At 70.6% G+C, this 17,465-nt stretch carries 18 protein-coding genes; 7 read left to right on the plus strand and 11 right to left on the minus strand.

From position 1 onward, the window contains the following. Positions 1 to 148: 148 nt before the first annotated feature. Entirely contained in the window at positions 149 to 613 is a 465-nt protein-coding gene (locus ACZ434_RS28610; RefSeq protein WP_468460842.1) for a MarR family winged helix-turn-helix transcriptional regulator, read from the minus strand. Between the two features lie 144 nt (positions 614 to 757). On the opposite strand from ACZ434_RS28610, the gene ACZ434_RS28615 reads away from it, so the two are divergent. After that, complete coding sequence (locus ACZ434_RS28615; protein ID WP_468460844.1) at positions 758 to 1,966, plus strand: MFS transporter; 1,209 nt, start codon at positions 758 to 760, stop codon at positions 1,964 to 1,966. Between the two features lie 97 nt (positions 1,967 to 2,063). Beyond that, complete coding sequence (locus tag ACZ434_RS28620; RefSeq protein WP_468460846.1) at positions 2,064 to 2,486, plus strand: GlcG/HbpS family heme-binding protein; 423 nt, start codon at positions 2,064 to 2,066, stop codon at positions 2,484 to 2,486. 70 nt (positions 2,487 to 2,556) lie between these two features. On the opposite strand, the gene ACZ434_RS28625 is transcribed toward ACZ434_RS28620, so the two are convergent. The 6 genes from ACZ434_RS28625 to ACZ434_RS28650 all read right to left on the minus strand — a co-directional run bounded on the left by ACZ434_RS28625 (position 2,557) and on the right by ACZ434_RS28650 (position 7,253). Beyond that, positions 2,557 to 3,423 (minus strand): GNAT family N-acetyltransferase, encoded by an 867-nt coding sequence (locus ACZ434_RS28625; protein WP_468460848.1) that lies wholly within the window; start codon positions 3,421 to 3,423, stop codon positions 2,557 to 2,559. An 88-nt stretch (positions 3,424 to 3,511) separates the two neighbouring features. Beyond that, complete coding sequence (locus tag ACZ434_RS28630) at positions 3,512 to 3,994, minus strand: NUDIX domain-containing protein (RefSeq protein ID WP_468460850.1); 483 nt, start codon at positions 3,992 to 3,994, stop codon at positions 3,512 to 3,514. Between the two features lie 86 nt (positions 3,995 to 4,080). Beyond that, a complete protein-coding gene (locus ACZ434_RS28635; RefSeq protein WP_468460852.1) occupies positions 4,081 to 4,986 on the minus strand; it encodes a LysR family transcriptional regulator in 906 nt (301 codons plus the stop codon). A gap of 226 nt (positions 4,987 to 5,212) precedes the next feature. Then, entirely contained in the window at positions 5,213 to 6,382 is a 1,170-nt protein-coding gene (locus tag ACZ434_RS28640) for a cystathionine gamma-lyase (protein WP_468460854.1), read from the minus strand. After that, positions 6,379 to 6,870 carry a low molecular weight protein-tyrosine-phosphatase gene (locus tag ACZ434_RS28645; RefSeq protein WP_468460856.1) on the minus strand — a complete coding sequence of 164 codons (492 nt, stop codon included), beginning with the start codon at positions 6,868 to 6,870 and terminating at the stop codon, positions 6,379 to 6,381. Before ACZ434_RS28645 ends, ACZ434_RS28640 begins: the two co-directional genes overlap by 4 nt. A gap of 5 nt (positions 6,871 to 6,875) precedes the next feature. Beyond that, positions 6,876 to 7,253, minus strand: coding sequence for a phage holin family protein (locus tag ACZ434_RS28650; protein ID WP_468460858.1), 378 nt, complete (start codon positions 7,251 to 7,253; stop codon positions 6,876 to 6,878). Positions 7,254 to 7,312: 59 nt separating this feature from the next. On the opposite strand from ACZ434_RS28650, the gene ACZ434_RS28655 reads away from it, so the two are divergent. The 4 genes from ACZ434_RS28655 (at position 7,313) to ACZ434_RS28670 (ending at position 9,557) form a co-directional block, all read left to right on the plus strand. Next, entirely contained in the window at positions 7,313 to 7,630 is a 318-nt protein-coding gene (locus ACZ434_RS28655; protein ID WP_468461044.1) for a cupin domain-containing protein, read from the plus strand. 148 nt (positions 7,631 to 7,778) lie between these two features. Beyond that, positions 7,779 to 7,991 carry a DUF5326 family protein gene (locus ACZ434_RS28660; protein WP_076975245.1) on the plus strand — a complete coding sequence of 71 codons (213 nt, stop codon included), beginning with the start codon at positions 7,779 to 7,781 and terminating at the stop codon, positions 7,989 to 7,991. Between the two features lie 319 nt (positions 7,992 to 8,310). Further along, positions 8,311 to 9,024 (plus strand): IclR family transcriptional regulator, encoded by a 714-nt coding sequence (locus ACZ434_RS28665; protein ID WP_468461045.1) that lies wholly within the window; start codon positions 8,311 to 8,313, stop codon positions 9,022 to 9,024. Between the two features lie 98 nt (positions 9,025 to 9,122). Then, the gene (locus tag ACZ434_RS28670) at positions 9,123 to 9,557 is read left to right on the plus strand and encodes an SsgA family sporulation/cell division regulator (RefSeq protein ID WP_468460860.1); all 435 of its coding nucleotides are present in this window, start codon (positions 9,123 to 9,125) and stop codon (positions 9,555 to 9,557) included. A gap of 63 nt (positions 9,558 to 9,620) precedes the next feature. On the opposite strand, the gene ACZ434_RS28675 is transcribed toward ACZ434_RS28670, so the two are convergent. Beyond that, a complete protein-coding gene (locus ACZ434_RS28675; protein WP_468460862.1) occupies positions 9,621 to 11,075 on the minus strand; it encodes a YibE/F family protein in 1,455 nt (484 codons plus the stop codon). 253 nt (positions 11,076 to 11,328) lie between these two features. Between ACZ434_RS28675 and thiC the strand changes: the two genes are divergently transcribed. Further along, positions 11,329 to 13,137 carry a phosphomethylpyrimidine synthase ThiC gene (gene thiC / locus ACZ434_RS28680; protein WP_468460864.1) on the plus strand — a complete coding sequence of 603 codons (1,809 nt, stop codon included), beginning with the start codon at positions 11,329 to 11,331 and terminating at the stop codon, positions 13,135 to 13,137. 393 nt (positions 13,138 to 13,530) lie between these two features. Here the strand turns inward: thiC and ACZ434_RS28685 are convergent, their stop codons facing one another. From ACZ434_RS28685 to ACZ434_RS28695, 3 genes are all read right to left on the minus strand, one after another. Beyond that, positions 13,531 to 14,406 (minus strand): hypothetical protein, encoded by an 876-nt coding sequence (locus tag ACZ434_RS28685; RefSeq protein ID WP_468460866.1) that lies wholly within the window; start codon positions 14,404 to 14,406, stop codon positions 13,531 to 13,533. A 183-nt stretch (positions 14,407 to 14,589) separates the two neighbouring features. Then, a complete protein-coding gene (locus ACZ434_RS28690) occupies positions 14,590 to 15,681 on the minus strand; it encodes a metallophosphoesterase (protein WP_468460868.1) in 1,092 nt (363 codons plus the stop codon). A 430-nt stretch (positions 15,682 to 16,111) separates the two neighbouring features. Then, the gene (locus ACZ434_RS28695; RefSeq protein ID WP_468460870.1) at positions 16,112 to 17,224 is read right to left on the minus strand and encodes a LacI family DNA-binding transcriptional regulator; all 1,113 of its coding nucleotides are present in this window, start codon (positions 17,222 to 17,224) and stop codon (positions 16,112 to 16,114) included. Positions 17,225 to 17,465: the final 241 nt, after the last annotated feature.

Genomic DNA, 17,465 nt, shown 5'->3' on the forward strand with positions numbered 1-17,465 from the left:
ACGAGAGCATGGACGCCCTCTACCTCGATGCCCCAACCGTCCTACCCGCCACGTCAGACGACTGATCGCCTACACCACGACAGGGGACATGACCGGCAAGGTCGTCGGCGACGGCGGCGCGTATCTCCAGATCCCCCATGCCGGCACTCTATGCGGGCACCGGAGCCTTCAGGGTTTCCACCGCCCGGACCAGAGGGGCCAGTTCCGGGTTCTGCGCCGCCGCGTCGAGGGCCTCGCGCAGGGCGGTGTCATTGGTCGGCCGTGCCTCCTCCAGGAGCTCCAGGCCGGCCTCGGTGACGTTGGTGTAGATACCGCGCCGGTCGGTGGGGCACAGATAGCGCTCGAGCAGCCCGCGGTCCTCGAGCCGGGTCACCAGGCGAGTGGTGGCGCTCTGGCTGAGTACGACCGCGTCGGCGACCTGCTTCATCTGCAGATGGCCGCCTTCGTCGTCGTGCTGGCGGCTCAGCACGTCGAGCAGGGAGTACTCCCGCACGCTCAGGTCGTGCCGGGTCTGAAGGGCGCGCTCGATGTGGGCCTCGATCCTCCCGTGCAGCAGGGAGAGTGCCCACCAGCCCTGAGCGAGGGCGGTGAGCGCGGGGTCCGTGGCTGTCATGGGCGTTTCCTCCGTCCAGGAGCTCCTGAACACCAGGGTAGAGCACGCCTGCAATAGCCGTCGCTTGCAATTAACCCGCGTCTGCAATTATTGTGATGGCACGCAAAGCGCTCCTGCAATTGTCTCGGAAGGTCTGTTTCCCTCATGCCTCTCGCGCTTCTGGCCCTCGCGATCGGGGCCTTCGGGATCGGAACCACGGAGTTCGTGATCATGGGTTTGCTGCCCGAGGTCGCGGCGGACTTCGGTGTCTCCATCCCCACCGCCGGCCATCTGGTCACCGGCTACGCGCTGGGTGTCGTGCTCGGCGCCCCGTTGATGACCGCGCTCGGCACCCGTATCTCCCGCAAGCGGATGCTGATGCTGCTGATGGGACTGTTCGTCGCCGGGAACCTTCTCTCGGCGCTGGCCCCGTCCTTCGGTCTCATGCTGGCCGGACGGGTGGTCGCCTCGCTGGCCCACGGCGCCTTCTTCGGCATCGGCTCGGTGGTCGCGGCCGACCTGGTAGCGGCGGACAAGCGGGCCGGAGCCATCGCGTCGATGTTCACCGGACTGACCGTCGCCAACGTCGTCGGCGTCCCGCTCGGCACGCTCGTCGGTCAGTCCGTCGGCTGGCGCGTCACCTTCGGCATCGTCGCCGCCCTCGGCGTCGTCGCTCTGGCCGGTGTCGCCGAGCTGGTCCCCGACACGCCCACACCGGAGGGCGTGCGGCTACGCCATGAACTGGCCGTTTTCAAGAACGCTCAGGTCCTGCTCGCCATGGCGATGACGGTCCTCGGTTTCGGCGGCGTCTTCGCGGCCATCACCTACATCGCGCCGATGATGACGCAGGTCACCGGCTACGCCGAAGGCTCGGTCACCTGGCTGCTCGTCCTCTTCGGCCTCGGCATGTTCGGCGGCAACCTCGTCGGCGGCCGGTACGCCGACCGCGCCCTGATGCCCATGCTGTACGTGTCCCTGGGCGCCCTCTCCGTCGTCCTCGCGCTCTTCACCCTGACCGCGCACAACAAGATCGCCGCTGCTGTCACCATCGTCCTCATCGGCGCTCTGGGATTCGCCACGGTGCCGCCGCTGCAGAAGCGGGTGCTCGACCAGGCGCACAGGGCCCCCACCCTGGCCTCGGCCGTCAACATCGGCGCCTTCAACCTCGGCAACGCGCTGTCCGCCTGGCTGGGCGGCCTGGTGATCGCCGCCGGACTCGGCTACACGGCACCCAACTGGGTCGGTGCCCTCCTCGCCACGGCGGCGCTGGTGCTCGCCTTCGTCTCCTCGGCTCTCGAGCGCCGCGAAAGCGCGCCCGGCACTTCGGCCGACGGCCCCGTGCACAGCACCCGGGCGACCGCGACCACTCATTGACCCACAGCACCGGCAGGCGCGGGGCCAGGGCCGTCCCCGCACCCCCGGCTCCCTCCGGCACGACCGGCATCACCCCTACCGCAAGGAGAACCCCCTCATGAGCACCACCCCGGCTGTCGCCCCGCTCACCACCGCGGACGCCGAAGCCCTCGTCACCGCCGCACGCGAGGCCGCCGAAGCGGCCGGTGTCACCGTCAGCGTCACCGTGCTCGACGCCGGCGGCCATCCGCTCACCTTCCGCCGGGACGACCGGGCGGTGCTGATCTCCGGTGAGACCAGCACCCGTAAGGCGTACACCGCGCTCCAGCTGAACGCGCCCACCGCCGATCTCGTGGACGCCGTGCAGCCCGGAGGCCTCTTCCACACCCTGCCCACCGCACTCGACCGGCCGCTGCTGTTCATCGCCGGTGGTGTGCCGATCCGGCGCGACGGACGGCTGATCGGCGCGATCGGTGTCGGCGGCGGTGCCCCGGAGCAGGACCACTCCTTCGCGACAGCCGCGGTGGCCGCCCTCGTCTGACGAGAGTCCACGGCACACGGCCGACGCCGGTCCCGAGCGGTCGGGACCGGCGTCGTCGTGCCCGTGGGCGTCAGCCCGCCGCGACCGTCACCGGGGCGAAACGCCGGCTCCACTCCCCGGGCAGCTCCGTGATCCCGTACGTCATGACGGCGTTGAAGGCGACGGACTCCAGTCCGTGTTCCTTCGCCCAGCCCAGCAGCTCCTCGTGCCGCACATCGATGTCGGTGCGCAGCGGTCGCTCGGTATGCGCGGCGAGGGACGTGATGAGGGCCTTGGCCGTTTCGGTGTCACGGGCGATCAGCGGGCCCACGACATGGGTGTCCATATTGGGCCAGGCGGCCGCGTAACCGATGAGCCGGCCGTTCTCCTCGGCGACGCGCAGCAGGTCGGCGAAGGCGGGCAGCCGGGCGATGATGTGTGTCCGGTCCGCACCGAACACCTCCTCGTCGAGCCGGAGCATGGCCGGGAGGTCCTCCGCGGTCGCGGCGCGGGTGGCGACCTCCGGCCGGCCACCCGTGGGAGCGAAATGACCCCGCAGCATCTCGGCACGGCCGACGGTCTTGAAACCGAGCTCCTCGTAGAGCGGCCGGCCGGAGGGAGTCGCGTGCAGCGTGAGGGGCGTGGTGCCCATGGCCGCCACGACGTGGCGCATCAGCCGGCGTCCCACACCCCGGCGGGCGTGCCGTCCGGCCACCAGGACCATGCCGATGGCGGCGAGATCGGGCTGCTCCCGCGGCCCGTACTCGGTGACGACGCAGGCGGTCACCAGACCGCCTCCGGGGTCGTCGATGCCGTACCCCTTTCCGGCCGCGAGGAGGAGGCCCCACTTGTGCTCCTCCCGTGGCCACCCCCGGTCCTCGGACAAGTCGGCGCAGGCGGCCAGATCGCGGAGTGTCAGACGGCGGATGGGGAGAGAGGCAAGGGAAGGTGTCGGCACGCAGGTCAGGCTGTCCGACGGAGGGCTCCGTCGTCCACCCGATGGGGCAGACTGGTGCGGGCTTTCGGCCATGCGTGTGAGTGCCGGGTCAGCCCAGGTCGGGGGCGTGCATGGCGCGTACGCCCTCGATGTTTCCGTCCAGGTAGTGCCGCAGCGACAGCGGTACGAGATGGACGGAGGCGATGCCGACACGGGTGAAGGGCACGCGGACGATCTCGTACTCGCCGATGGGTTCGTCGACCTCCGGACCGTGTCGCAGGGACGGGTCCATGGATTCCAGGCGGCAGACGAAGAAGTGCTGCACCTTCACGCCGGTGGCGCCGCCGTCCTCGCCGATGTGCTCCACGGTGTCGACGAAGCAGGGCACCACATCGCTGATCTTCGCGCCGAGCTCCTCGTACACCTCACGGTGCAGGGCGTCCACGACGGTCGAGTCCTCCGGCTCGACCCCGCCGCCCGGCGTGAGCCAGTAGGGGTCCATGCCGGGCTTGGTGCGCTTGATCAGAATCAGATGCTCGCCGTCCAGCAGAACGGCTCGTGCGGTGCGCTTGACCACGGGTCGGACGGTCATGGGGGAAATGTGGCCCGGCTGGTTCCACGTGAAACATCGGGCGATCCCACGGGCCGGTTTCCGGACCGGGACGTCGACTCGGCGGCTCAGCACCAGTCGGCGGCCGCCCGCTCCAGCCACTCGTGGGCCCGTGCGATGTGCGGCATCGCCAGTGTGCCGGTGCGGACCACCAGGAAATAGGTGCGCAGCGGAGGGACCGCCGGTTCGTGCAGAGCGACCACCTCCCCTCGCCCGAGCGCTCCCGCGCAGAGGTAGCGCGGCAGCACCGCGAGTCCCGCTCCCGCGGTGGCACAGGCGAGCACCGCGCGTAGATCCGGGACGACGACGGTGCCCGGGGCGATCGGGCGGGAGTCGAAGACGGACGCCCAGTAGCGAGCGACGAACGGCAGCGATTCGTGGACCTCGACCACCGGGACCCGTTCCAGGGCGGACGGGCCGGACCCGCGGGGCGTGCCGGAGCCGATCCGCTCGGCCCAGCGTGGGGAGGCCACCAGGACGTGCTCCTCGTCACAGAGCGCAGTCGCCGAGAGCAGGGCGCCGCGCGGTCGGGCCGTGCTGATGGCCAGATCATGATGTCCGGCGGCGAGCCCTTCCAGGGTTTCCTCCGCGGTTCCGAAGGAGGCGCGCAGCGCGAAGCCCCGGCCGTTCTCCCCGGTCAGCTCGGTGAGCGCGGGCAGTGCGCGCTCGGCGGTGAACTCCGGAGGGCCGGCCAGATGCAGCGTGCGGAGGGAGGGGTCCTCCTCCGCGCCCGACTCGGCTATCCCTACCAGGGCGTCGAGATGGGGGGCGGCCTTGTGGGCGAGCTCGTCCCCGATGGCCGTCGGTGTCACTCCGCGTGCCTGGCGCAGGAACAGGGGGCGTCCCAGTTGGCGCTCCAGCGTCCGTATCTGGGAGGTGACGGCCGGCTGGGAGAGGCCGAGCAGGGCGGCGGCACGGGTGAAGGAGCCGGCCCGGTGCACGGTCACAAAGGTCCGCAGCAAGGCCAGATCCACGGCACACCCTCCTCGGTCAGCCCCCGCTGCAGGCCGGACCCGGCCAACTATAAATAAGTCGATAGGTCGCTGTCGCTACCGTGATTGGACACTGACACTGAGTCAACTAGCCTTGGTCGCGCGGTTCTTCGCGCGTGGAACCGAGGGCGGTCCGAGCCACGAGGGGGGAGGCTCGGACCGCCCGCCGCAGTGCGCCGGATGCCTGGCGCCCGACCGTCGCGGCCGGTCAGCGGGCTGATTCGTCCAGCGCGCGCAGCACGTCCGCCACCAGGTCCGCCGGGTCCTCGGCGCCCACGGAGAAGCGGACGAAGCCCTCCGGCACCGCGTCCCCGCCCCAGCGTCCGCGCCGTTCCGCCGTGGACCGTACGCCGCCGAAGCTCGTCGCGTCGTCCACGAGCCGCAGCGCGTCGAGGAAGCGGTCCGCTCGCTCGCGCGTGGGCAGGGTGAAGGACACCACGCACCCGTAGCGGCGCATCTGCCGCGAGGCGGTCTTGTGCGAGGGGTCGTCGGGCAGGCCCGGGTGGCGCAGGCCCGTCACCTCCGGCCGCTCCCGCAACGCACGCGCGAGCGTCAGGGCGGTGGCGTTCTGCCGGTCGACACGCAGCTGGAGCGTGGCGATCGAGCGGTGCGCGAGCCAGGCCTCCATGGGTCCGGGGATCGCTCCGACGATCTTGCGCCAGCGGCGGACGGCGGCCATGGCCTCGGTGTCGCGGCCGGTGACGTACCCGAGGAGCACATCGCCGTGCCCGGTGAGCTGCTTGGTGCCGCTGGCCACCGAGAAGTCGGCGCCGAGCTCCAGCGGGAGCTGGCCGAGCGGTGTGGCGAGGGTGTTGTCCACGGCGACGAGGGTGCCCTGTGCGTGGGCCGCCGCGGCGAGCCGCCGTACGTCGCACACGTCCAGTCCCGGATTGGAGGGCGTCTCGATCCACAGCAGCTTCGCGCCGGCGAGGACCTCGAGCTGGGCGTCACCGGCCGTGGGCGCGGTGCGTACCTCGATGCCGTACGCCTCCAGCTGGGCGCGTGCCAGGGGCAGTGCCTGGTAGCCGTCGTCCGGCAGGACGACCGCGTCCCCGGCGCGCAGCTGGGAGAAGAGCACCGAGGAGATCGCGGCCATGCCCGAGGCGAACACCAGCGCCTCGACATCGTCCCGCCCGGGCGCCTCCAGCTCTGCGATGGCCCGCTCGAGCAGCGTCCAGGTCGGGTTCTCGTCCCGGCCGTAGGTGTACGGGCCGGTGGGGTCGCCCGGCAGATGGAAGTGGGCCGCGAACACGGGCCCGGGCAGGGTGGGCTCGTGCCTGACCGGTTCGGGCAGCCCGGCCCGCACCGCGCGGGTGCCGTCACCCGCCCCTCCGGGCACGGCCGGGCCGTGGCCCGCGCCCGTCGTCGGATCGTTCATGCAGCCCGTCCCTCCACCTGCGCGCGTACCGCGGCGAGCAGTCCGGTGCTCGCCGCCTCCACCATCTCAAGACATGCGTCGAACCCGTCCGACCCGCCGTAGTACGGATCCGGCACGTCGCGGTCGTCACCGGCGGCGGGGTCGTACGAACGCAGCAGACGCACCTTGTCCGCGTCCCGTTCCGTGGGTGCGAGGCGCCGCAGTGCCCTGCGGTGGCCGGAGTCGAGCGCGACGACGAGGTCGAGGCGGGCGAACCAGGCCGGATCGAACTGCCGGGCCGTGTGGCCGGTGCCGTAGCCGTTCTCCCGCAGCACGGTCTCCGCGCGGGGGTCGGCGCCCTCGCCCTCGTGCCAGCCGCCCGTACCGGCGCTGTCCACCTCGACCAGGCCGTCCAGCCCGGCCTCCGCCACACGCGCGCGGAAGACGGACTCGGCCATCGGGGAGCGGCAGATGTTGCCGGTGCAGACGAAACAGACGCGGTAGGTCATCGCGCTCAGTCCCCGTCGGGCAGCACGACGTTGAGCGCCCAGGAGACGACGGAGATGATCAGGCCGCCCAGTACGGCCGTCCAGAAGCCCTCCACGTGGAAGCTGAGGTCGAGCTGGTCGGCGAGCCAGGAGGTGAGGAGCAGCATCAGCGCGTTCACCACCAGGGTGAACAGTCCGAGCGTCAGAATGAGCAGGGGCAGGCTCAGGAGCTTCACGACCGGCTTGACCAGGAAGTTCACCAGGCCGAAGATCAGGGCGACCAGGAGCAGGGTGCCTATTTCCTTGCCCGTGCTGTCACCGGTCAGGGTGATGTCGTCGAGCAGCCACACCGCGACGGCGAGGGCGCCCGCGTTGGCGATCGTCTTGACTAGGAAATTCATCATGTGTCTGATCGTGACAGACACGATCGGGCTTGGCAGTGAGGCAGGGGCGGGACCAGAAGATGAAGGCATTCCGGCTGGACGAACTGGAGGCGGAACGCGCCGCCAACGACGGTGCGTACCTGCAGTTCCTGCGGGAGCGGAACATGTCGGTCGGCCTCTACGCCCTGGACGCCGGCGCCCAGGACCCGCAGCAGCCGCACAACCAGGACGAGGTGTACTTCGTCGTCAGCGGCCGGGCGTCGATCACCGTCGGCATGGAGACCACGCAGGTGGCCCGCGGCAGCGTGGTGTACGTACCGGCCGGGGTGGCCCACAAGTTCCATCACATCAGCGAGGACCTGCGGGTTCTGGTGGTGTTCTCTCCCCCGGAGAGCTGAGCCGGGCACCGCGGGTTCCCTAGGGGATCGGTCAGGGGAGGACAAGGGGTCCCAAGCCCCCACCGGGCCACCCGCCGCCCTAGCATCAAGTGCAGGACATCATTGACACGACCCGGCACTCGACGGGCGAGAGACAAGGACGAGGGCGATGCGAGAGATCTTCACGGGACTGCCGTGGTGGGTGAAGTGGATCGCGGTGCCGGTCATCGCCCTGGTGGTGTTCGGCGGACTGATAGCGAGCGTGGTCGGTTTCGTGATCGGGCTGCTCTTCAAGCTGCTGCTGTTCGTGGCGCTGGTCGGCGGACTGATCTACGTCGTACGCAAGTTCATGTCGAGTTCCTCGTCGCGCAGCGACTGGTGAACCGAGGGGGGCCGGCGAGGCGGTAACAGGAATCGCCGGTTCCCTCGGGCGGGGGAAGTTTCTCCGGCGGGCCGTCTGCGTGCGGTGACAGCCCGTTAGAGTCCGGAACTCGACGCGGGGACGGTCCCCGCGAGCGGCGACCCCCACCCCGTGTTCCCGCACGGGCTGCCCCCTCGCGTTTCGGGAGTGACCCTTGGCCACGACTGGCACCACCGCCCATCTGACCGCGGTCCCCCCGCAGCCCCGCTCCCCTGCACCCCCGGCGCCCCCGGAACCCTCGGCGCCCACCGCGACCCTCATCGGCTCCGTACAGCGAGCCATGCGCCTGCTGGAGACCGTCGCCGGGCATGCGTACGGCGCCCCCGCCAAGCAGCTGGCCCGCGAGACCGGGCTGGCCCTTCCCACCACGTACCACCTGCTGCGCACCCTGGTCCACGAGGGCTATCTGCGCCGTGACAAGGGGCTGTTCTTCCTGGGCGAGGCGGCTGAGCGGCTGAGCGGCAGCGGGGCACAGCAGAAACGTCGCAGCAAGGTCGTCGACACCCTCGCCCGCTGGCGGGACGCGATCGGCGTTCCCGTGTACTACGCGGTGTACGCCGAGGGGGAGATCGACGTCGTCTGCGTCTCCGACACCCCGGGCAATCCCGCGGTCGAGGAATGGGCGGACTTCCGGGAGACCGGCCACGCCCACGCCATCGGGCAGTGCCTGCTCTCCCAGCTCGACGGCGAGGCCCGCCGCGACCACCTGAGCCGCTACCCCGTACGACCCGTCACGCGGTACACCGTGCGCGACGACCACAGTCTGCTCAGGCGGCTGGACCGGACCCGGCGCATGGAGCTGATGACGGAGCGCCAGGAATACGCTCTGGGGACGGTGTGCGCGGCGATTCCGATCACCGTGGGTGCCACGGCGGCGTCGATGGCCATCTCCCTGCCGGCACACCAGGCCGACCGTCTCCTCCCCGCGGCCCAGCATCTGCAGGCCGAACTGGGGCGCATGCTCGGGTCACTCGCGCTGTCTATCAGTATCTGAAAACTCACTCCTTGTGATCTGCTGTGTACTTTCAGCAAGATTTCATCTGGTGTCAGAGTCCATGCCCGGCCAGTCCGCGGCGAATCACGGGGTAGGCGATGCGCGAATCCGTACAGGCAGAGGTCATGATGAGCTTTCTCGTGTCGGAGGAGCTGTCCTTCCGCATCCCGGTGGAGCTGCGTTACGACACCTGCGATCCCTACGCCGTGCGGCTGACCTTCCACCTGCCCGGGGACGCCCCCGTGACCTGGGCCTTCGGCCGGGAGTTGCTGATCGACGGCGTCGGCCGGCCGTGCGGTGAGGGGGATGTACGGGTCTCACCGGTCGACCCCGAGCTGCTGGGCGAGGTACTGATCCGGCTTCAGGTCGGCAGCGACCAGGCGTTGTTCCGCTCGTCGACCGCGCCGCTCGTGGCCTTCCTCGACCGCACCGACAAGCTGGTCCCGCTCGGTCAGGAGGGGGCGCTCGCCGACTTCGACGCCCACCTCGACGACGCGCTGGACCGGATTCTGGCGGAGCAGAGCGCGGGCTGAGACGCCCCGCGGGGCGGGCCGGTGGCGGAACGCTTCAGCGGCCCCGCCCCCGCCCCGTGGACCTCAGCGCTTACGGCGCCTGCCCCTGCCACCGCGACCCATGGCGGACCGGGCGTCCGGCACCTGGCCGCGTACCTGCGCGTGCCCCTGACCCTGACTCTGTGCCCGCCCCTGTGCCTGTGCGGACGACCGCGACCGTGCCGCCGGGCGGTCGGCCGAGACCACCAGCGCGGCCAGTGCCGTGGTGACCGGCACCGAGGCGACGAGACCGATCGAACCGATCAGGGTGCGCACGATCTCCTCCGCCACCAGTTCGCTGTTGGCGACCGTCCCCACGCTGCTCTGGGCGATGGTGAACAACAGCAGCAGCGGCAGTGCGGCGCCCGCATAGGCGAGGACCAGCGTGTTGACCACGGACGCGATGTGATCGCGGCCGATGCGGATGCCCGCGCGGTACAGCCCGCGCCGGCCCATCGACGGATTGGCCTCGTGCAGCTCCCAGACCGCGGACGTCTGGGTGACCGTCACGTCGTCGAGGACACCGAGCGAGCCGATGATGACGCCGGCCAGCAGCAGGCCGCTCATGTCGATCCCGGGATACAGCCCGTGGATCAGACCGGTGTTGTCGTCGGTGTTCCCGGTGAGCGCGGCCCAGCCGATGAACACCGACCCCAGGACACCGATCAGCAGCAACGAGATGAGGGTGCCGAGCACCGCCACTGAGGTGCGCGCGGAGAACCCGTGGCAGAGATACAGGGCGAGCAGCATGATCACGCTCGCTCCCACCACCGCCACGACCAGCGGGTTCGACCCCTGGAGAATGGCGGGCAGGATGAAGAAGTTCAGCACCAGGAAGCTGACCGCAAGGGAGACGAGGGCCATGACACCGCGCAGCCGTCCCACGGCCACGACGGCGAGCGCGAAGACGCCGGCGAGCAGCGCCAGCGGGAAGCGCCGGTTCACGTCGGTGACCGAGTACTGCAGGTCCTCGGGCGCCGACGGCTCGTAGGCGACCACGACCTCCTGACCCTGCTCCAGCTGACGGGACTGGTCGGGCTGCACGATCTCGGTGAACGTACGGCCCTTGTCGTCGCCGGTGTCGACCCGGATCGTCGCCTTCTTGCAGGTGCCGTCGGCCTGTTGCTGGGCGGAGGAACCCTCGGCGGTGGACGTGTCACCGGTCGGAACGCCCCCGGAGGCGTTCACGGACTGGCAGCTCACCTCGACCACCTTGGTGACCGTCGCATGCTCCGTCTGCCGGTCGAAGCCGACTCCGGTGCGTTCATGGGCCGGGGCACCACCCGGCCACAGGACGGCGAGTGCGATCAGCACCGCCGCGGCGAACGGGATCAGGATCGCCGCGATGACCTTGCGCAGGTGCTGGGACACGGGCGCCGCGGGGCCGTGGCTGTGACTGTGCCCATGGGCGTGCGCGTGCCCCTGTCCGGGACCGTGCCCGTCTCCACTGCCGTGCGGTGGTTCGGGTGGTGGATACGGGGGAGGCTGAGTCGGCGTCACCGCCCGATCATCGCAAGAACGAGGGGGGCCCTCTGTTCACCGCGCCAGAAATGACGCTAGCGTGGTGGCACCTTTGTACACGCGGGAGCTCGGAGCACCGGGCTGAGAGGGCGCTGACCTCCGTCCCAGCGATGTTTCACATGAAACATCACCGACGTCGAGTGATGTTCCACACGAAACGTCGTCAGACGGAAACCGCTGCGTCGACCGCCGAACCTGTTACCGGGTAATGCCGGCGTAGGGAGTAGGTCTCATGACCAACAGGGACGCACGCACGCCTGCCTCCACCCAGAACCCGACGGAGACGTCGGCGGACGGGGAGGCCGGGAAGTCCATCGGCTGGCACAAGGCGTACGTCGGGGGCACCCGCCCCGACCTGCGGGTGCCGGTCCGTCAGGTGCACCTCACCAACGGGCGGTCGGTCACGCTGTACGACACATCGGGCCCGTACACCGATCCACTCGTCGACACGGACGTCCGCCGGGGGCTGGCTCCGCTGCGGGAGAACTGGATCGTCGCCCGCGGGGACACGGAGGAGTACGCGGGCCGCCCGGTCCGTCCCGAGGACGACGGAATCAAGCACACCTCTCCGCGCGGGGGGCTGCGCAACCTGGACGCCGTCTTCCCCGGCCGGCCGCGCCTGCCGCGGCGGGGCCGTGCGGGCCGGGCGGTGACGCAACTGGCGTACGCGCGCCGTGGCGAGATCACCCCCGAGATGGAGTTCGTGGCGATCCGGGAGAACGTCTCTCCCGAGGTGGTCCGGGAGGAGATCGCGGCGGGGCGGGCGGTGCTCCCGGCCAACGTCAACCACCCGGAGATCGAGCCGATGATCATCGGCAAGCGGTTCCTGGTGAAGGTCAACGCCAACATCGGCAACTCGGCCGTCACGTCCTCCATCGAGGAGGAGGTGGAGAAGATGACCTGGGCGACCCGCTGGGGCGCCGACACCGTCATGGACCTCTCCACCGGCCGCAACATCCACACCACCCGCGAGTGGGTGCTGCGCAACTCCCCCGTCCCCATCGGCACCGTGCCGCTCTACCAGGCCCTGGAGAAGGTCGACGGCCGGGCCGAGGAACTGACGTGGGAGATCTACAAGGACACGGTCATCGAACAGGCCGAGCAGGGCGTGGACTACATGACGGTCCACGCGGGTGTGCGCCTCGCGTACGTACCGCTCACCGCGAACCGCAAGACCGGCATCGTCTCCCGCGGAGGCTCGATCATGGCCGCGTGGTGCCTGGCGCACCACAAGGAGTCGTTCCTGTACGAGAACTTCGAGGAGCTCTGCGAGATCCTCGCCGCGTACGACGTCACGTACTCGCTGGGCGACGGCCTCAGGCCCGGCTCGATCGCGGACGCCAACGACGAGGCGCAGTTCGCGGAGTTGCGCACGCTCGGGGAACTCAACGCGGTCGCGAAGCGTTTCAACGTTCAGACCATGATCGAGGGCCCGGGCCACGTCCCGATGCACAAGATCAAGGAGAACATCGACCTTCAGCAGGAGATCTGCGATGAAGCCCCGTTCTATACGCTCGGTCCGCTGACCACCGACGTCGCGCCCGCGTACGACCACATCACCTCCGGCATCGGCGCCGCGATGATCGCCTGGTGGGGCACGGCCATGCTCTGCTACGTCACGCCCAAGGAGCACCTGGGCCTGCCCGACCGGGACGACGTCAAGACAGGCGTGATCACCTACAAGATCGCAGCCCACGCGGCGGACCTCGCCAAGGGGCACCCGGGCGCGCAGGAGTGGGACGACGCGCTGTCCGACGCCCGCTTCGAGTTCCGGTGGGAGGACCAGTTCAACCTGGCCCTCGACCCGGACACGGCCCGTGAGTTCCACGACGAGACCCTCCCGGCCGAACCCGCCAAGACGGCCCACTTCTGCTCGATGTGCGGTCCGAAGTTCTGCTCCATGAAGATCAGCAGGAGCATCACGGAGCAGTTCGGCGGCGACACGGGTGCCACCCCGGAGGAGATCCGGGCCGGGATGCTGGAGAAGTCCAGGGAGTTCGCGGCCGCCGGCAACCGCGTCTACCTGCCGCTGGCGGACTGACCCCGGGCGGTCACGGCCGGCCGGTGTCCCACGGGTGCCGGCCGGCCGCCGGGCCGGTGATCAGGGTCGCCGGGCGCCCCGGGGACCCTTCGTCCTCCCCGGGGCGGCGGATGGGCAGACTGGGCTCATGACAGCGAGTTCGACGAGCAAGGGGTCCCCTCTCTGAGCGCCGGTCCGCCGGGAACCGTTCGCCGAGAACCGGCCGCCGGGAACCGTTCGCCGGGAACCGGGCCGTCCGGCAAGCAGCGCACCCGTATCCGGCAGCCGAGGATCCGGCACACCGGCACCCGGCACACGGTTACCCGGCACACCGGTGTCCGGCCCATCCACCCGGCTCGCGCCCCGCGCGGGAGCGCAAGCCGACGGACGGGTCCGGCCGTCCGGCTGCCCGGGCTACTCCGGCCGGTGCTCCGGCCCTCCGAAGTCCGGGCTCGAGTAGTCCGGACTGGAGTAACTCGGCCGCGTGCCCCGGGCCGAGCCCTTGTCGGGGCTGGAGAAGCCCGGCCGGTCGTACCCGAGGTGCGGCATACGGCCGGACGGCGCCGACGGTGCCGTGTGCTGCAGCGCGGCGGCCGTCGCCGGGTCGTTCAGGGCGTCCCGCAGGAACGGGACGATCCCCTGCTCCAGCAGGGCCTCCCGCCAGACGTCCCTGGCCCGGGTCACCTCCTCGTCGAGCTCGCGGTACGCGCCGCCGAGCGCCGACGGCTTGTTGCGCAGCGCGGTGAGCAGCAGTCCGACGGCGGCGACGAGGATGGCGACCGCCGTGACCGCGCCGAACACCCACCCCGTGGTGAGCATGGTCCGGGCGAACGCGGCTTTGGGGTCGAGCATTCCCAGGATGTAGCCGACGAGCAGGAAGATCGCGGCGGCCGTCCCGGAGAGAACGGGCGCCAGGACGGCGACCACGGCCACGGCGCCGGCCCCGGCCGTCTCGGCGACCTCGCCCATGGTGGCGGCGAGCCCCGTCGCGCTCTTGCCGGGTCCGTCGGAGCGGTACTCCGAGTCGTGGACGGCCGGGGTGGGCGGCACCGGTGGCCGGCGCAGCTCATCGCGGACCTTCACATAGTGCTGGTACTCGGTCGCCGCGGCCGCGGTGATGAGCGCGGTGGCGCCGAGCGCCATCGTGCGCAGCTGTTCCGAGTTGAGCCGCTGTCCGACAGCGGCCAGTTCCGGATTGTGTGGTGCGGAGCGCAGCGCCTCATCGAGAACCCGCTCGTATTCCTGGCGGTCCTCGCTCAGCAGGTGCTGCGGAACGCTGTTCATGTGCATCCCCCGATGCTCCGTAGGGCTTGGGGCTCGGCATGCTGACGAGCCGTCGGGCAGAAACGGAGGGGAGCCTGCTACGGATAAGCCGATGGTAGAGCGGTGACGGCGCGCGGTGACAGGGGGTTTACCGAAATTGCCGTCGGCGGGATGCGACGGCGGACCGACGGATCACGGCCCGCGGAACGCTCAGGCGTCCAGCGGCAGTTGCTGGACCAGCAGTTTTCCGGCCATGGTGACCCCACCGTCCATCGCGATGGCGAGTCCGTCGGCGTAGACATGCGGTCCGTCGACCACGGGACCGCTGTCGTCCTCGCCGTCCTCGGAGCCGACTTCGCCCAGCAGATACGGAATGGGGCTGTGGCCGTGAACGACCCGGGTGCCGCCGTACGTATCCAGCAGGGAGCGCACCGCGTCGGCGCCGCCCTCGTCGCGGAAGGAGAACCGCCGGGTGAACTTGCGGAACAGGTCCCAGACCTCGTCGGCGTCGTTGCGGGTGAGCGTTTCGCGGACGGTGTCGTTGACCTCTTCGATGGAGCGGCCGTAGTCGAGGTAGGCGGTGGTGTCGGAGTGGAGCAGCAGGTGGCCGTCGACCTCCTCGACGGCGTCGAGACGGGCCATCCACTGCAGGTGGTGGTCCTGGAGGCGGTCCATGTCGGTCTTCTGGCCGCCGTTGAGCAGCCAGGCCGCCTGGAAGGTGGCGGTGCCGGCCCCGGAGTTGACGGGGGTGTCGCCGAACCGCTTGGCGCCGAGCAGCAGCAGCTCGTGGTTGCCCATCAGGGCCTTGCAGTAGCCGCCGGCCGCCGCGGCCTCGGCGGACAGCCGCATCACGAGGTCGATGACGCCGATGCCGTCCGGTCCCCGGTCGGTGAAGTCGCCGAGGAACCACAGCCGTGCGGTGCCCGCGCACCACTGGCCCGCCGAGTCGACGAGGCCCTGTTCCCGGAGGGCGGCCAGCAGCTCGTCGATGTACCCGTGGACGTCGCCGACCACGTAGAGCGGTCCCTGCCCGGTGGCGGGGTGCGGGGCGGGAGCGGGCGCGGGGTCGACGGTCACCTGGACAGTGTCGCCCCGATTGATGACGGGGAGGTCCCGCTGGGTGGGCGTGTACCCCTCCGGGTAGGTCTCCTCGGTGCGTGGTGCGATGTCGCCGGGGTGCGTGCTCTGGGTGTACGGGCCGGTCTCGTGGACGTACGCGGGTACCCGGAAGTCGCGCAACGTCGCCGTCCGCTCCACCTCGGGTCCCTGACCGGCCCCCTGAGTCATCGACCCCTCCACCATCGCGCCGCATCTGCACCGTCGGACTGCCTGGTCGCAGCGGCCCGCGGTGTCGTGGGCCCATCATAGGAATGCGGATCGCGCTGTGTGATGACCCAGGGGTGGTGAATCGGAGCGAGACTCCGGTTCACCGTGGCTTTCGCCCCGTTTGAACCGGTCTACGGCCGCTCCGCGACCGCCCGGTCCACACGCCCCGCCACGCCCCCGGTCCATACGCCCCGCCACGCCCTCGGGCCGTCCGCTCCCCGCCGTGACGGCCCGGGCCGTGCGCTTGCCACCCGCCGCGACCACCGGTCCGCGCGCTCCCCGTCGTGATCACCCGGTCCGTACGCCCCCGTCGTGACCCCTCGCGCACGTTCCCCCGGACGGCTGAACGGCAGTCGCCCTCGCCTCCCCCCTCCGGAAGCGACGGCCCCGTCCCGCACCCGGGGCCTCACGTCCCCTTCGGCGACCTCGGCGGACTGACCGTCGTACGCGGCGGACGGCGCTGCGAGGAGGTGCGCACGATCAGCTCGGTCGGTATGACCTGCTCGACCGGCTGGTCGGAGTCGACCCCCTCGATGGCGTCGATGAGGAGCTGGACCACCGCCGTGCCGATGCGGCGCGGCTTCAGGGAGAGCGTGGTGACGGGCGGCTCGGTGCTGGCGTAGACGGTGGACTCGCTGCAGCAGACCAGCAGCAGGTCGTCCGGCACCCGCAGACCGTAGCGGCGGGCGGCGGCGAGCAGGTCCGTACCGTTCGGGTCGAACAGGCCGTACACGGCGTCGGGACGGTCGGGGCGGGCGAGCAGCCGGTCGGCGGCGACGGCGCCCGCGCACGGATCGTGCGCCGGGTAGGCCTCGTACACCGGGTCCTGGCCCACGCGCTCGCACCAGCGCAGGTACGCGGTGGTCGACAGGTGGGTGTACGTGTCGGTGGTCGTGCCGGTGAGCAGGCCGATGCGGCGGGCGCCCGCGTCGGCGAGGTGGTCGAGGATGCCGAGGACGGCGGCCTCGTGGTCGTTGTCGACCCAGGCCGTGACCGGCAGCGTTCCGGCCGGGCGGCCGTCGGAGACGACCGGTAAGCCCTGGCGGACCAGTTCGCTGACCACCGGGTCCTGGTCGGAGGGGTCGATGACGACCGTGCCGTCCAGGGCGACGTTCGACCACACGTCGTGGCGGGAGGTCGCGGGGAGGATGACGAGGGCGTAGCCGCGGGCGAGCGCGGCGGAGGTGGCGGCGCGCGCCATCTCGGCGAAGTACGCGAACTCGGTGAAGGTGAAAGGTTCATCCCCGTACGTCGTCACGGTCAGGCCGATGAGTCCGGACTTCCCGGTGCGGAGCGTACGGGCGGCGGCCGAGGGACGGTACCCCAGTCTGTCGGCCACCTCGCGGACGTGGCGCCGGGTGGCGTCCGGGAGCCGGCCCTTGCCGTTGAGGGCGTCGGAGACGGTCGTGATGGAGACTCCGGCGGCGGCGGCCACGTCCCTGATGCCCGCTCGACCCGGCCTGCTGCCTCGGCGTGAGGTTTCCGCGCGGCTCACCTGGTGCTTCCCTGCTGCTGTCATGGCGAGCCGATAGTAGGGCTCATGCGGCGGGGTAGGGCGGACGCATATGCAAGCGTTGACAGGCACGTTTCTGCATGATCATTCTCTATCAAACCCCTTGGAAATAAAGGGTGTTGAACGTCCCCATGGCAAGAACTGACGTGTCGACGCATGCGGGCCTGGCGAGGGTCGGATGTTGCGAAGAGGTCTCAACTCACCTGCACGGGTGATGCGCGCCACGGCGCGAACCACCGGCGCGTAG

Source organism: Streptomyces sp. NPDC030893 (assembly GCF_055571535.1).